Source organism: Edaphovirga cremea (genome assembly GCF_003332275.1).
Lineage (GTDB): Bacteria > Pseudomonadota > Gammaproteobacteria > Enterobacterales > Enterobacteriaceae > Edaphovirga > Edaphovirga cremea.
Genome location: NZ_QOVA01000006.1, coordinates 32,721 through 48,786 on the forward strand (window position 1 = coordinate 32,721; position 16,066 = coordinate 48,786).

A 16,066-nucleotide genomic window follows, 5' to 3' on the forward strand; every position below is an offset into this window, starting at 1 on the left:
GAGTATCATTAAGCATAAAGCGAGCCACCTGCTGATGGCTCGTCATAAAAGTGCAATAAATGTGATCAGGCTTGCAGCAAAGATTGCCCAAGATAGTGATTGGCATCAGCAACGCCCGATAATGCAAAGAAATATCCCCCACCAATCGGACGGATATACTCTTCCAGCGCTTCACCATTTAGGCGCTTCTGCACCGTAATGAAGCCCTTTTCCAGGTCATGTTGGTAACAAACGAACAGCAATCCCATCTCCAGTTGCCCTGAGTTAGAGACACCGAGTGAATAACTGTAACCCCGGCGCAGCATCAAACTACTTTGCGTTTGCGGCGTACGCGGATTTGCCAAACGGATATGCGCATCCATGCGGATCACTTTTCCCTGAGGATCTTTACTGTAGTCAGGTTCATCGTGTTCCAGCTTCATGCCTAAAGGCGCGCCACTGTGTTTGTCACGACCGAAAATGGTTTGTTGTTCCTGCAACGGTGTGCGATCCCAAAATTCAACGTGAAAACGAATAATTCGGGCAACCTGATAACTGCCGTTTACCGCCCACGCAGGTTCACCCTGATTGGCACCCACCCACACGACATGATCCATTAATGAGGAATTCTGGGTATCCGGATTGCCCGTGCCGTCTTTGAAACCAAGCAAATTGATCGGCGTCTCTTTGCCCCGACTGCGCGCAGCATGTGAGGAAATGAAGCCCTCCCTGCGCCAGCGCACACTCAGCAGATCCGGCGTATGCTTGATAATATCGCGCAGTGCGTGAATGACGGTGTCACTGTTATTGGCGCAAATCTGCAACAGCAGATCGCCATGACATAATGCGGCGTCGAGTGAGTCATTGGGAAAACGGGTCATGCGTTCGAGACGCAAGGGTTTCTGCGCTTGCAAACCGAAACGATCGTCAAATAGTGACGCGCCCACCGAAACGGTGATGGTGAGATTATCCGGATAAATCTCCGGCCCCATCAGCCCTGAGTCGAGCGGTGGTAATTTAGGATCCACTTCCGGCGCTTTTCCCCCGCTGGTCAGGAAAGCGATACGCGCGGTCAGCACGCTGAAAAGACGTTGCAGATCGGCTTTGTCAGTTGCCAGGATGTCAAAGGCCACCAACATTGCGGACGCCTGCTGAGGGGTTAAAATCCCGGCCTGATGCTGACCATAAAAAGGTTGGCTGTTCCAGCGGTCATCGGGAGATAGCGTACCCGGCGCTGACACCGGCTTTTCGGCTTTTACCACCGCCACGCCGCCAACGGCCAGCGCCCCACTCATCACCCCAATTCCCTTGAGCCAGCGACGGCGGGAGGGTGATGCAGCCTGTTCATCAGGATGCAGCCCGCTGTGCGGGCCGATCTTGTTACTCATTGCTTGCTGCCTCAGTCCAGACCCAACACGCCGCGCAACTTCGCCAGATCTTCCGCCAGTGCGGTAATCGGGCCTTTCATTGCATTCCGATCGGTGTCGGTCAGTTTGTCATAGGATTCGTAACCGTCTTTGGTGCGGTATTTTGCCAGCAACGCATCGACCTTTTTAAAGTTGCCGTCGATTTTATCCAGCAGCGGTTTATCGGCTTTTTCCAGCAGAGGACGCAACAGGTTCACGATCTTTTGCGCGCCATCAACGTTGGCCTGGAAGTCCCACAGGTCGGTACGGCTGTAGCGGTCCTCTTCCCCACTGATTTTGCTGGCGGCCACTTCTTCTATCAGTCCGGCGGCACCGCCAACCACTTTGCTCGGTGGGAAGGTCAACTCACTGATACGCTTTTGCAGATCCAGCGTGTCCTGATACAGGCGGTCGGAATATTCTTCAGTGCCTTTGGTGGTGTTATCACCAAACAACACTTTCTCAAGGCGATGGAAACCCGTGAATTTCGGATCGGCGGCTTTTTGTTCGTAGTCATCTTCACGGGCATCGATACTGCCATCCAGATCGGAGAACAATTCGGCAATAGGTTCAATTCGCTCATAATGCTGGCGCGTCGGTGCATAGAGTTTACGCGCTTGTGCCAGATCGCCTTTTTTAATCGCATCAGTAAACGCTTTGGTTTGGAGGACCAGCGCATTGACTTCATTGGTCACGTAGACTTTGTATTCAGCGATAGGGCCGACCAGCGCCATGGCATCAGGTTTGGTTGATTGCTGCGCGCCTTCTGCAGTGACGGTCAGCTTGCCTTTCGGGTTGCTCAGCAGGCCGCAGGTCATGTCGTATTCACCCGGTTCGAGATTGGCGGTCATTTTCTGGGTAAAGCCCGGCGCGATGTTCTCACGCTCCTCGACAACCATCACCCCTTTCAGGATTTCCCACTCCAACCCTTTGGAACTGGTGTTATGCACGATGAATTGTGTTTTACCCGCCGGAATGGTCAATTGCATGGGTTCACACTGCTTGTCATTGACGGTCACTTTTACCTGACGGACATCGGCAGCGAGAACATTGGCGCTCAGCGCCAGCGCAGGCAGAGACAGCATGGCGGCCTGCAGCGCCTTACGGCGGAAATGTGTGCGTGAATCAGACATTCATAGTACTCCCTGACCAGGAAAAGGAATTAACGTTGCGTTTTCTGACCGGACGAGATGGCCGGTGCAGGCTGTTTGTTCTGTGGTAATGAAAACAGAATCAAAGCGGGGATCAGATAGATAAAGTAGACAACCACTTCGCTGACTGTCGGGGCTTCCTGGTAGCCAAAGATGCCTTCCAGCAGCGTTCCGGATAACGAATGGGTAGAAAGAACATTGCTCAAATCAAAGGCTACGTCCTGGAAATGATTCCACAAACCGGCCTCGTGGAAAGCGCGGATCGCACCCGCGGCCAAACCGGCGGCCACAAAGAGAATGAACAGGCTGGTCCATTTGAAGAAACTGGCCAGGTTCAGTTTGATGCCGCCCCAATAGATAGCAAAACCAACGATGATGGCGCAGGTAAGACCCAATACGGCACCGATCGGTGCGGCAATACCAACATCCTGCTGAAATGCGGCGAGCAGGAAGAATACCGACTCCAGACCTTCACGGGCTACGGCGAAAAATACCATGGCGACCAGGGCCCAACCTTGTCCTTTGCCCTTGTTGAGTGCGTGATCAATCGACCCCTCAAGATGCACTTTCACGGATTTCGATACTTTGCGCATCCAGAACACCATATAGGTGAGGATGAAAACCGCCACAACAGCGACGATCCCTTCAAAAAACTCTTGCTGTTTCTGCGGGAACTCGCCTGTCGTCTCATTGATAAAGATGCCCAGCCCCAGGCAAAGGGCGGCAGCCAGAATCACCCCAACCCACACCACACCCAGCCATTGGCCGCGTTGCGTCCTTTTCAGGTAACTGGCAATCAGGCTGACGATGAGCGCAGCCTCAAGCCCCTCACGGAACATAATCAGAAATGGAACAAACATGCGGTCACCTCAAGTGAGCCCTATTAAAATGAATAGAGAGTTACGTCAAAGTCTGTAAAGAAAGGTAAAACAAAACGAGAGTGATTATCATTCTTGCAAAGAGAATTGCAAGGGTTCAACACGGAAAATTGATCAAATAACTGTGGCGAGTTATTTCAGAATTGCGGGGAAATTGATCTGGAGAGGTAGTTTCAGCCGGAGTATTCTCCGGCTGAATAGAATTACAGAGTATTGAATTCAGCTTCTGCGGCAGTAAACCGCTGTTGGATCGCCGTTGAGGGTTTGCGGTCCAATAAGCTGAAGATGACGATGGCGACGGTACCAAACAGGAAGCCAGGAATGATCTCATACAGATCCAGCCAGGCGTACTGTTTCCAGACAATAACGGTAATGGCACCCACCAGCATTCCGGCCAGTGCCCCATTGCGCGTCATCCGCGACCACATGACTGACATCAGGATAACCGGACCAAATGCCGCGCCGAAGCCTGCCCAGGCATAACTGACCAGCCCCAGCACGCGATTTTCCGGATTGGCCGCCAGTGCAATAGAGACGAGAGCCACCACCAGCACCATGATTCGCCCTACCCACACCAACTCACGCTGACTGGCACCCTTGCGTAAAAAGGCTTTATACAGATCTTCGGTAATGGCGCTTGAACACACCAATAACTGGCAACTCAGGGTACTCATTACCGCGGCCAGAATGGCCGACAGCAGCACACCAGCGATCCACGGATTGAACAGCAGCATCGCCAATTCGATAAACACCCGTTCACCATTTTCCGTCACGCCAGCCGCTTCATGGGGATTATTGCTGAAATAAGCAATGCCGAAGAAACCGACGGCAATAGTGCCCGCCAGACAGAGAATCATCCACGTCATGCTAATGCGGCGTGCGCTACGGATAGTGCGGTGTGAATCTGCCGCCATAAAGCGCGCCAGAATATGTGGCTGGCCAAAGTAGCCTAATCCCCAACCGAGCAATGAAACAATTGCCACCAGATTCATGCCTTTGAACATATCGACATAGGACGGATTCTTGTCAGCAATCACCAGCATTGACGTATCGATTCCCCCTACGGCCATGATCACAATCACTGGCGTCAGAATCAGGGCAAAGATCATCAGTGAAGCCTGAACGGTATCCGTCCAACTTACGGCCAAAAAACCACCAATAAAGGTATAGACGATGGTCGCCGCCGCACCCGCCCACAACGCAGTGCCATAACTCATGCCGAATGTGCTTTCAAAGAGCCGTGCACCCGCCACGATCCCCGACGCGCAATAGATAGTGAAAAAGACCAGGATCACCAGCGCCGAGATGATACGCAGCATTTTACTGTTATCTTCGAAACGGCTGGTGAAATAGTCCGGCAGGGTCAGTGCGTTATTGTTGGCCTCGGTATGCACCCGCAATCGACCTGCGACCAGCTTCCAATTCAGATAGGCCCCCAGCGTGAGGCCGATGGCGATCCAGCTTTCTGAGATCCCAGAGAGAAAAATAGCGCCGGGTAACCCCATCAGCAACCAGCCACTCATGTCGGAAGCGCCTGCGGAAAGCGCAGTAACGACGCTGCCCAGACTCCGTCCGCCAAGAATATAGTCATCAAAATTATTGGTGGCGCGGTAGGCCATCAGTCCGATAATGATCATTCCCAGGATATAAACCAGGAATGTCACCACCATAGGGGTATTCATTGTCATGCAAATTCTCCGTAATCATTATTTTTATCGCCTTCTGAGGGAAGAATCACGATGCGTCAGAAGCGCTGTTTTCACTTTGCCAAATGCCGGAACGGGGCATTAATCAGGCCAATTTATTCATTTCATATTGAAAAAATTATTATAACGACGACGGGATACTGATTTAGCGCACCGGGCAGGTCAATGGTTTTAACAAACAAGCTACACAAAATTCACGCTCCATCACATTTACACCTTGCAAAGGTTGTACTTGCACCTTCCTTTTCTGGTTGCACTTGGTACAAAAACCCCCCTACTGTGATCTCCATTGGAAAACCCTTCATAAGCAAGGGACTAGCGTGATGCAAATCACTTATTGATGTAATAAAACTACGGGCATCCTCGACATAAACAGGAGGAATTTCAGACTTGATTTTGCGCAAATTGTTAAAAAACCTGAGTTTGATCACGACCTGAAATCGGCATTTTTTAACAAGGTTGCACAAAGTTGCAACATGTTACATAGTGGCGAAATGAGTAGCCTATTTCTATTACAACAGGAGTCTGACGGCATGGGCACTACCACGATGGGCGTGAAGCTTGATGAAGCAACGCGTGATCGAATCAAAAGCGCAGCGCATAACATTGATCGCACGCCACACTGGTTAATCAAGCAGGCCATTTTCAATTATCTTGAAAGGTTGGAAAACGGTGATGAGCTGCCGGAAATCCCCGGCCAGGGCACTAGCCTGATAGCAGATACCGACGAAATAGTACCGCCCGCCGTCATCGAGGTACACCAGCCGTTTCTCGATTTTGCCGAACAGATTTTGCCGCAATCGGTAAATCGGGCGGCCATTACCGCTGCCTATCGGCGACCCGAGACAGACGCCGTTCCCATGTTGCTGGAACAAGCCCGCTTACCCGCGCCGCTCGCCGAAGCCACCCATAAATTGGCGTATGGCATTGCTGAAAAGTTGCGCAACCAAAAGAGTGCCAGCGGTCGCGCCGGGATGGTTCAGGGGTTGCTGCAAGAGTTCTCTTTATCATCACAGGAAGGCGTGGCGCTAATGTGTCTGGCTGAAGCCCTGTTGCGCATTCCAGACAAAGCAACGCGCGACGCACTCATCCGCGACAAAATCAGCAACGGCAACTGGCATTCCCATCTCGGCCGCAGCCCTTCCCTGTTTGTAAACGCTGCGACCTGGGGTTTGCTGTTTACCGGTCGGCTGGTCGCCACCCACAACGAAGCCAATCTGTCGCATTCCCTGAACCGTATCATCGGCAAGAGCGGGGAACCGCTGATCCGTAAAGGCGTCGATATGGCCATGCGCCTGATGGGTGAACAGTTTGTGACCGGAGAAACCATCTCTGAAGCACTGGCCAACGCCCGAAAACTGGAAGAGAAAGGGTTCCGCTACTCTTACGATATGCTCGGCGAAGCCGCCCTGACCGAAGCGGATGCCCAGGCTTACCTGCTCTCCTATCAACAGGCGATTAACGCGATTGGCAAAGCCTCGAATGGCCGTGGAATCTACGAAGGCCCCGGAATTTCCATCAAATTATCCGCCTTGCATCCGCGTTACAGCCGGGCGCAGTACGAACGCGTGATGCACGAGCTCTACCCGCGTTTGCTGTCATTGACGTTGCTGGCACGCAAATATGATATCGGGATTAATATTGATGCCGAAGAGGCCGATCGTCTGGAGATCTCCCTCGATCTGCTGGAAAAACTGTGCTTCGAACCGCAACTGGCGGGGTGGAATGGCATCGGTTTCGTTATTCAGGCCTACCAAAAGCGTTGCCCGTTTGTCATTGATTCCTTGATCGAACTCGCCCAGCGTAGCCGCCGCCGATTGATGATTCGTCTGGTCAAAGGCGCTTATTGGGACAGCGAAATCAAACGCGCGCAAGTGGACGGACTTGAGGGTTATCCGGTGTACACGCGCAAAGTGTATACCGACGTCTCTTATCTCGCCTGCGCACGTAAATTGCTCACTGTACCCAATCTGATCTATCCGCAATTTGCGACACACAACGCACATACGTTGGCGGCTATTTATCATCTGGCGGGCAATAACTACTATCCGGGACAATATGAATTCCAGTGCCTGCACGGTATGGGTGAACCCCTTTACGATCAGGTTGTCGGCAAAGTCGCCGACGGCAAACTAAACCGCCCTTGCCGGATTTATGCGCCAGTGGGGACGCACGAAACGCTGCTGGCCTATCTGGTACGCCGCTTGCTTGAGAATGGCGCCAATACGTCCTTTGTTAACCGTATTGCTGATGCAACCCTGCCGCTGGATGAATTGGTTGCCGATCCGGTCAGTGCGGTTGAACGTTTAGCCGCACAGGAAGGTGCGCTTGGGTTGCCGCATCCACGCATTGCGCTACCGCGCGATCTGTACGGTGAAAAACGCAGTAACTCCAGTGGATTGGATCTTTCAAACGAACAGCGGTTGGCCTCGCTTTCCAGCGCCCTTCTTGGCGGGGCGGCGCACGCATGGCAGGCTGAACCCATCATTGATGCCGACACCGACGATGGCGAACGGCAGCCCGTAATCAATCCGGCAGAGCCGGGTGATGTAGTGGGCTATGTACGTCAGGCCACTGACGCTGAAATTGACCGGGCACTGAGTGCCTCTATCAACGCCGGTTCAATCTGGTTCGCCACGCCTCCAGAAGAACGGGCGGCCATTTTGCAGCGCGCAGCGGAGTTGATGGAAAGCCAGTTGCAAAGTCTGCTGGGGATTCTGGTTCGGGAAGCAGGCAAAACCTTCAATAATGCGATTGCCGAAGTCCGGGAAGCTGTCGACTTCCTACACTATTACGCCGGCCAAATCCGCGAAGATTTTGCCAATGACACGCATCGCCCGCTGGGCCCGGTGGTCTGTATCAGCCCCTGGAATTTCCCGCTGGCTATCTTCACCGGCCAAATTGCAGCAGCATTGGCCGCCGGTAACAGCGTGCTTGCCAAACCGGCGGAGCAAACCCCGTTAATCGCGGCGCAAGCTGTACGCATCCTGCTTGAAGCAGGTGTACCACCTGGCGTGCTCCAATTATTGCCGGGTGCAGGTGAAACGGTTGGGGCAAAACTGGTCAATGATCCCCGCGTACGGGGCGTGATGTTTACGGGCTCAACCGCCGTGGCGGGGATTCTCCAGCGCACGATTGCCGGACGCCTTGATCCACAGGGACGTCCTACGCCACTGATCGCTGAGACTGGCGGCCTCAATGCCATGATCGTCGACTCTTCGGCGTTAACCGAACAAGTCGTGACTGACGTTGTTGCCTCGGCATTTGACAGTGCCGGCCAACGCTGCTCTGCCCTGCGACTCTTGTGCATTCAGGAAGATGTCGCTGAACATACGCTGCAAATGCTGCGCGGCGCCATGGCCGAATGCCGGATGGGTAATCCGGAACGCCTCTCAACAGATATCGGCCCGGTTATCGACAGTGACGCCAAAGCGGGTATCGAACAGCACATTACAACCCTGCGGGCCAAGGGACACAAAGTCTTTCAGGCAGCAAAAAATCATCCTCAGGATGAACAAGAGTGGATCAAAGGCACGTTTATCAAGCCGACCCTGATTGAACTCGACAGCGTTGATGAGTTGCAAAAAGAGATTTTCGGTCCGGTTCTGCACGTAGTGCGCTATCAACGCCAGAATCTGGATGCCTTGATCGAGCACATTAATGCTGCGGGTTATGGCCTTACACTGGGTATCCACACCCGAATTGATGAGACGATCGGTCGTGTCACTGCGCGGGCAAAAGTGGGTAATTTATACGTTAACCGTAATATGGTTGGCGCGGTTGTTGGGGTACAACCTTTCGGTGGCGAAGGTCTCTCCGGTACCGGCCCGAAAGCCGGTGGACCGCTGTATCTTTACCGTTTGCTGGCGACCCGTCCTGATGATGCCGTATTAAAAACACTGACCCGTCAGGACCAGGAGCAACCCCTGGATTCCCAGGCGCGACTCCCGCTGATCGCCGCCAATCAGGCATTACAGCAGTGGGCAACCGAGCAAAAAATGACGGTACTTGCGACATTAAACCCACACTTTGTTGAATGGGCGCAGGGTGGAACATTGCGTCTGTTGCCGGGCCCTACCGGGGAGCGCAATTGCTATACGCTGCTGCCTCGCGAAAGAGTGCTTTGCCTGGCGGATAATGAACAGGATATCCTGGTTCAATTGGCAGCCGTCAGCGCCGTGGGTAGCCGGGTCTTGTGGCCTGAAACCGAAACTCATCGTGCCCTGCACCGCCGTTTACCCGCAGTCGTTCAAACGCAAATTGATTTTACCCGTGATTGGCGTGCTGAAACGACTGAGTTTGATGCCGTGATTTATCACGGTGATTCCGATCAGTTGCGTGAACTGTGTGAACATATCGCCCAGCGTAATGGTGCGATAGTTTCTGTGCAGGGATTCACCCGCGGAGAAACGGCTATTGCGTTGGAACGCCTGCTGCTTGAGCGTTCGCTCAGCATAAATACCGCAGCGGCGGGTGGGAACGCCAGTTTGATGACGATCGGTTGAACCTATAATAATTCACCAGAGGAGGCAATGCGCCTCCTCAATATATTCCGCCCCACTGATTACATCCCCTCATTTAATTATTGAATCCCGAATCGCCTTTTATTACCAATAGATTGTCTTTTATCTCCTGCTAGGATAGCTGTGCATTATTTATGCGCAAATAAAATCATCATCAAAATAATCCAAGACAACTGTTCAAATCACAATTTGAATACATCTGTAGTATTAAACCTATTAGGTTATGGAGAAAAAATGAAAATAATTGACGTGAGGAAAGCGATTGTTTTCGCAATGATCCTCTTGTTTGGTCTGTTTAACCAGGCATCAGCCAAGCCAAAAGAGTTCACCCGGGGAACCCCCCTGCCCAGCAACATTTTATCCACTGAGAGTACCAATGAGCATCTTAACAATTTTATTGCTAATCTCATCGCCATGAATCGTTGTATTTTCAATTGCACGATAACTTCATCACGAACATGGAATTTAGGCACAACCTTCAGCCGGGCACTTGCAGATACACAACTACCCGCAACATATAAGAATAAAACCTTCCATTTTACTTTCAAACGAGTACCAAATAGTTATTTCTCTCTCTCTTATGGTCTTTATCTTAAAGTTGCCGTCACCGCTCCTAATACAATCACCGTTCTGGGTCTGGAAGGAGGCATAGAATCAGGCATCAGCGTATTTTATCTCGACCTGGAGGACGAAACCACAGAGTACACGATTGCCTTTGAGGAGCATGAAGATGGTAATACTTTGTTTCAGATTATTGAAACTGACAGTGCCAAACAATTAGTCGCAGCGACGACAATTGTTCAATTCTCAGCGCCTATTGATGATCAAAGTTTAATTGCCTACGTACAGAAAGAAATACCAGATGCCTCTCCTGTCTACTTGTCAGCAATGGCGATTGCTGCCGCCCCTGAGATATCGAGACCCAGCCGTTCAACGAGTTGCTGGAACACCCCCCTGCTTGCTGTTATAAACTATTTCCTGAACAGTAATTGTACCGAGCCACAACTGGTTCAGCATATAGCGCAATGGGATGGTAATAATAAATCCCTGCTGCATGTCGCGGGAAAATTCAACCAGGGCATTAAACTCACAGCGCCGTCAGAAGATAATCCTGCAACGTTAGTGTTGGAAAGAATTATTGCCGTAAAACAAAAAAATCCATTGGCCATTATTGCTGCCAGCGGAGTATGTCACGTTACCGTCGATGAAATTCTTTCACCAAGAAGAGTACGTTCACCCGGTGATGTAAATAACTGTATTTATGACACAACAGAAATTATCAGTTTGTATATTGCATTATTTGGGGAGTCTTTTCTGGACGGTGACCATTTCAACACCATCATAAATAATATCATTACAACGAACTCGACCGGCTATGCCGTGAGCGATCCGATAATGGAACAGGTATTTATTGACTTGATCAAGAAAACGCAACAGGAAGGACAATCAGCACGCACCCTGAATGCGCTGCATTTAACCAATAGGGCCTATCGCACTGCCAACGGTAGTTCACTTGACCAGGAAATTGTTCCCGATTCTTTTCCTTCTACCTCAAGCGCGGGCGCAGTAGGGCCAGCGTCAACCGTTGCGAATATTGGGAAGTATGAACTTAATATGGCGAACTATGTCAGCAGGGCCCCGGCAAATCCAAGAAAATGGAATGGTGCAGCCTGGCAACCCGCATCAACGAATTATATTTATAGTATCGCAACAACCCCACTTGAAATCCAACTGCATGCTCTGAATGTCACACAAACGCTACAATCCTGGGAGACGACCTACGGTAACTATTTTGATAGCAGCAGTACACCACCGGCCAATGCGTCCAACCCTGCCTCCACTTACAGCCTTGCCAGTGTCGGTGCATCTTTATCACGCGATATGCGAATTGCATTGCCTCAAGCCAATACAGGGATGGTTTTGGTGGAAGTTTTTTACGAAGGAGCACCCGAGGCGATATTAATGGGCAGAGTCGATCCCCAACAACAAATTGCCTATCTTAACGCCATCGTGAGTGCACCACAAAATGTGATGACCCCTTATACAACCATTTCGATGCGCGGTGCGGGCAGTCAGGCAACGCGGATATTCCTGGATTATTGTAAATCGCTAGGGATAAAAACTGTCCAGACAGTGGCGGAGACCACCGCATCAGCCGTGGTTAAAACCCAGCAAGGTTTTGAACACAAATTTAAATTCACTGACGACTTATAGTCGTATTTCCGCAGAAAAAATGGGTATTCAGAGGGTACACAAATGTACCCTCTGCCCTTATGCCAAATAGAATCAATTAAATAAGTTATGGAGAGAAAATGAAAAACATTAACGTGAGGAAAGCGATTTTTTTTGCAATGATCCTCTTGTCTGGTCTGTTTAACCAGGCATCAGCCAAACCAAAAGAGTTCGTGAGGGAAACCAACTCGCCCAGCAATATTTCATCCAGCGAGAGTACCAATGAGCAACTTAACAACTTTATGGCTAATCTCATCGCCATGAATCGTTGTGTTTCCAATTGCACGATAACGTCATTACGAACATGGAATTTAGGTGCCACTTTCGACCGAGTACTGGCAGATACACAGTTACCCGCAGTGTATAAGAATAAAACCTTCCATTTTACATTTGAACGAACAGAAGGTAATTTTTTTTCCTTCTCTTATGGGCTATATATTAAAGTTGTTTTTAGCTATCCAAATAGAATAACTGTCATGGGTATGGAAGGGCCACTATACTCAGATGTCAGTATATTATCTACCGACCTGGAGAATGCCACCACACACTTCACGCTGGCTTTTGAGGAGCATGGGAATGGTAATGTTTTGTTTCAGATTATCGAAACTGACAGTAGTAAGCAATTAGTCGCAGCAACAACAATTCTTCAATTCTCCGTTCCCATTGATGACCAAAACTTAATTGCCGAAGTACGGAAAGAACTGCCAGATGCCTCTCCGGTCTACTTAACAGCAATGGCGATTGCTGCCGCACCTACGATACCGAGACCCAACCGTTCCACCAGTTGCTGGAGCACCCCCCTGCTTGCTGTTATAAATTGTTTTTTGAACAGTAATTGTACCGAACCACAATTGGTTCAGCGTATAGCGCAATGGGATGGCAATAATAAATCCCTGCTTCATGTCGCGGGAAAATTCAATCAGGGAATTAAATTAACAACGTCACCAGAAAATATTCCTGCAACATTAGTGTTGGAGAGAATTATTACCATAAAACAAAAAAATCCATTAGCCATTATTGCCGCCAGTGGAATATGTGGCGTTAGCATCGACAGCATCCTTTCACCAAGAAGAGTTCGTTCACCCGGTACGGAAAATGACTGTATTTATGACACAACAGAAATTATCAATTTGTATATTGCGCTATTTGGGGAGTCTTTTCTGGACGGTGACCATTTCAATACCATCATAAATAATATCATTACGACGAATTCGACCGGCTATGCCGTGAGCGATCCGGTAATGGAACAGGCATTTATTGCCTTGATTAAGAAAGCCCAGCAAGCAGGGCAATCAGCGCGCACCCTCAACGCCTTGCATGTAGCCAATGCGTCCTACCGCATTGCCAACAGTAGTTCACTTGACCAGGAAATTGTTCCCGACTCTTTTCCTTCCACTTCAAGCGCGGGCGTAGTGGGGCCAGCGTCAACCACCGCAAATATTGGGAAGTACGAACTTAATATGGCGAACTATGTCGGCGGGGCCCCGGCAAATCCAAGAAAATGGAATGGTGCAGCCTGGGAACCCGCATCAACGGATTATATTTATAGGATCGCAACAAACCCACTCGAAATCCAGCTGCATGCTATCAATGTCACGCGAACGCTACAATCCTGGGAGACAACCTACGGTAACTATTTTGATAGCAGCAGTACACCACCGGCCAATGCATCCAACCCTTCCTCCACTTACAGCCTTGCCAGTGTCGGTGCATCATTGTCACACGATATGCAAATTGCATTGCCTTATGCCAATGCAGGGGTGGTTTTGGTGGAAGTTTTTTACGAAGGAGCACCCGAAGCGATATTAATGGGCAGAGTCGATCCCCAACAACAAATTGCCTATCTTTACGCCATCGTGAGTGCACCGCAAAATGTATTAACCCCTTATACAACCATCTCCATGCGCGGTGCAGGCAGTCAGGCAACGCGGATATTCCTGGATTATTGTAAATCGATAGGGATAAAAAGAGTCCAGACAGTGGCGGAGACCACCGCATCAGCCGTGGTTAAAACTCAGCAAGGTTTTGAACATAAACTTAAATTCACTGACGATTTATAGCATATTCTCACATAAAGATTGATATTCAGAGGGCACACAAACGTGCCCTCTTTAATTATGCCAAATAGAATCAATAAAATAGGTTATGGAGATAAAATGAAAAACCTTAACGTGAGGAAAGCGATTGTTTTTGCAATGATCCTCTTGTCTGGTCTGTTTAACCAGGCATCAGCCAAACCAAAAGAGTTCGTGAGGGGAACCAATACTCCAAGCAATATTTCATCCAGCGAGAGTACCAATGAGAATCTTAACAACTTTATGGCTAATCTCATCGCCATGAATCGTTGTGTTTCCAATTGCACGATAACATCATCACGAACATGGAATTTAGGCACAACCTTCAGTCGGGCATTGACAGATACACAACTTCCCGCGACGTATACGAATAAAACCTTCCATTTTACATTCGAACGAACAGAAGGTAATTTTTTTTCCTTCTCTTATGGGTTATATATCAAAATTGCTTTTTCCTACCCAAATAGAATAACTGTCATGGGCATGGAAGGACAAATCTATTCAGGAATTAGTGTATTATCTACCGCCCTGGAAGATACAACCACAAACTTCACGCTGGCCTTTGAAGAGCATGCAAATGGTAATGTTTTGTTTCAGGTTATCGAAACTGATCGCAGTAAGCAATTAGTCGCAGCAACGACAATTCTTCAATTCGCAGTTCCCGTTGATGACCAAAATTTAATTGCCGAAGTACGGAAAGAACAACCAGAATCCTCTTCTATATACTTAACAGCAACGGCGATTGCTGCCGCACCTGAGATACCGAGACCCAACCGTTCCACCAGTTGCTGGAACACCCCCTTGCTTGCTGTTATAAACTATTTTCTGAACAGTAATTGTACCGAGCCACAATTGGTTCAGCGTATAGCGCAATGGGATGGCAATAATAAATCCCTGCTTCATGTCGCGGGGAAATTCAGCCAGGGAATCAAACTATCAGCGTCGCCAGAAAATATTCCTGCAACGTTAGTGTTGGAAAGAATTATTAGCCTAAAACAAGAAAATCCATTGGCCATTATTGCCGCCAGTGGAATATGTGGCGTTAGCATTGATGACATCCTTTCACCAAGAAGAATTCGTTCACCCGGTACGGAAAATGACTGTATTTATGACACATCAGAAATTATCAATTTGTATATTGTGCTATTTGGGGAGTCTTTTCTGGACGGTGACCATTTCAACACCATCATAAATAATATCATTACGACGAATTCGACCGGCTATGCCGTGAGCGATCCGGTAATGGAACAGGCATTTATTGCCTTGATTAAGAAAGCCCAGCAAGCAGGAGAATCAGCGCGCACCCTCAATGCCCTGCATGTAGCCAATACGTCCTACCGCATTGCCAACAGTAGTTCACTTGACCAAGAAATTGTTCCCGACTCTTTTCCTTCCACTTCAAGCGCGGGCGTAGTGGGGCCAGCGTCAACCACCGCAAACATTGGGAAGTACGAACTTAATATGGCGAACTATGTCGGCGGGACCCCGGCAAATCCAAGAAAATGGAATGGTGCAGCCTGGGAACCCGCGTCAACGGATTATATTTATAGCATCGCAACAACCCCACTTGAAATCCAGTTGCATGCGCTCAATGTCACACAAACGCTACGATCCTGGGAGACAACCTACGGTAACTATTTTGATAGCAGCAGTACACCACCGGCCAATGCATCCAACCCTTCCTCCACTTACAGCCTTGCCAGTGTCGGTGCATCATTGTCACACGATATGCAAATTGCATTGCCTTATGCCAATGCAGGGGTGGTTTTGGTGGAAGTTTTTTACGAAGGAGCACCCGAAGCGATATTAATGGGCAGAGTCGATCCCCAACAACAAATTGCCTATCTTCACGCCATCGTGAGTGCACCACAAAATGTGGTAACTCCTTATACAACCATCTCGATGCGCGGTGCGGGTAGTCAGGCAACGCGGATATTTCTGGATTATTGTAAATCGATAGGGATAAAAAGAGTCCAGACAGTGGCGGAGACCACCGCATCAGCCGTGGTTAAAACTCAGCAAGGTTTTGAACATAAACTTAAATTCACTGACGATTTATAGCGTATTTCCACATAAAGATTGATATTCAGAGGGCACACAAACGTGCCCTCTTTCG

The 16,066-nt window shown here is 49.4% G+C and carries 8 protein-coding genes; 4 read left to right on the forward strand and 4 right to left on the reverse strand.

Translation table 11 applies throughout. From position 1 onward, the window contains the following. Nucleotides 1-65 precede the first annotated feature (65 nt). The 4 genes from efeB to putP all read right to left on the reverse strand — a co-directional run bounded on the left by efeB (nucleotide 66) and on the right by putP (nucleotide 5,102). Nucleotides 66-1,367, reverse strand: coding sequence for an iron uptake transporter deferrochelatase/peroxidase subunit (gene efeB, locus DRI82_RS10360; RefSeq protein ID WP_114193427.1), 1,302 nt, complete (start codon nucleotides 1,365-1,367; stop codon nucleotides 66-68). Between the two features lie 11 nt (nucleotides 1,368-1,378). Next, complete coding sequence (gene efeO, locus DRI82_RS10365) at nucleotides 1,379-2,518, reverse strand: iron uptake system protein EfeO (protein WP_114193428.1); 1,140 nt, start codon at nucleotides 2,516-2,518, stop codon at nucleotides 1,379-1,381. A 29-nt stretch (nucleotides 2,519-2,547) separates the two neighbouring features. After that, nucleotides 2,548-3,396 carry an iron uptake transporter permease EfeU gene (gene efeU, locus DRI82_RS10370; protein ID WP_114193429.1) on the reverse strand — a complete coding sequence of 283 codons (849 nt, stop codon included), beginning with the start codon at nucleotides 3,394-3,396 and terminating at the stop codon, nucleotides 2,548-2,550. 221 nt (nucleotides 3,397-3,617) lie between these two features. After that, nucleotides 3,618-5,102 (reverse strand): sodium/proline symporter PutP, encoded by a 1,485-nt coding sequence (putP, locus tag DRI82_RS10375; RefSeq protein WP_114193430.1) that lies wholly within the window; start codon nucleotides 5,100-5,102, stop codon nucleotides 3,618-3,620. Nucleotides 5,103-5,653: 551 nt separating this feature from the next. On the opposite strand from putP, the gene putA reads away from it, so the two are divergent. The 4 genes from putA (at nucleotide 5,654) to DRI82_RS10395 (ending at nucleotide 16,011) form a co-directional block, all read left to right on the forward strand. After that, nucleotides 5,654-9,625, forward strand: a complete 3,972-nt coding sequence (gene putA / locus DRI82_RS10380) for a trifunctional transcriptional regulator/proline dehydrogenase/L-glutamate gamma-semialdehyde dehydrogenase (protein WP_114193431.1) — start codon at nucleotides 5,654-5,656, stop codon at nucleotides 9,623-9,625. Nucleotides 9,626-9,877: 252 nt separating this feature from the next. Next, entirely contained in the window at nucleotides 9,878-11,857 is a 1,980-nt protein-coding gene (locus DRI82_RS10385) for a hypothetical protein (RefSeq protein ID WP_114193432.1), read from the forward strand. A gap of 98 nt (nucleotides 11,858-11,955) precedes the next feature. After that, on the forward strand, nucleotides 11,956-13,935 hold the full coding sequence (locus tag DRI82_RS10390) for a hypothetical protein (protein WP_114193433.1): 1,980 nt from the start codon (nucleotides 11,956-11,958) through the stop codon (nucleotides 13,933-13,935). Nucleotides 13,936-14,031: 96 nt separating this feature from the next. Beyond that, entirely contained in the window at nucleotides 14,032-16,011 is a 1,980-nt protein-coding gene (locus DRI82_RS10395; RefSeq protein ID WP_157968049.1) for a hypothetical protein, read from the forward strand. Nucleotides 16,012-16,066 lie beyond the last annotated feature (55 nt).

Excerpts from the sequence above, each read along its gene's own strand:
- efeB (WP_114193427.1), bottom strand. The coding sequence starts at position 1,367 with ATGAGTAACAAGATCGGCCCGCACAGCGGGCTGCATCCTGATGAACAG.
- efeO (WP_114193428.1), bottom strand. The coding sequence starts at position 2,518 with ATGTCTGATTCACGCACACATTTCCGCCGTAAGGCGCTGCAGGCCGCC.
- efeU (WP_114193429.1), bottom strand. The coding sequence starts at position 3,396 with ATGTTTGTTCCATTTCTGATTATGTTCCGTGAGGGGCTTGAGGCTGCG.
- putP (WP_114193430.1), bottom strand. The coding sequence starts at position 5,102 with ATGACAATGAATACCCCTATGGTGGTGACATTCCTGGTTTATATCCTG.
- putA (WP_114193431.1), top strand. The coding sequence starts at position 5,654 with ATGGGCACTACCACGATGGGCGTGAAGCTTGATGAAGCAACGCGTGAT.
- DRI82_RS10385 (WP_114193432.1), top strand. The coding sequence starts at position 9,878 with ATGAAAATAATTGACGTGAGGAAAGCGATTGTTTTCGCAATGATCCTC.
- DRI82_RS10390 (WP_114193433.1), top strand. The coding sequence starts at position 11,956 with ATGAAAAACATTAACGTGAGGAAAGCGATTTTTTTTGCAATGATCCTC.
- DRI82_RS10395 (WP_157968049.1), top strand. The coding sequence starts at position 14,032 with ATGAAAAACCTTAACGTGAGGAAAGCGATTGTTTTTGCAATGATCCTC.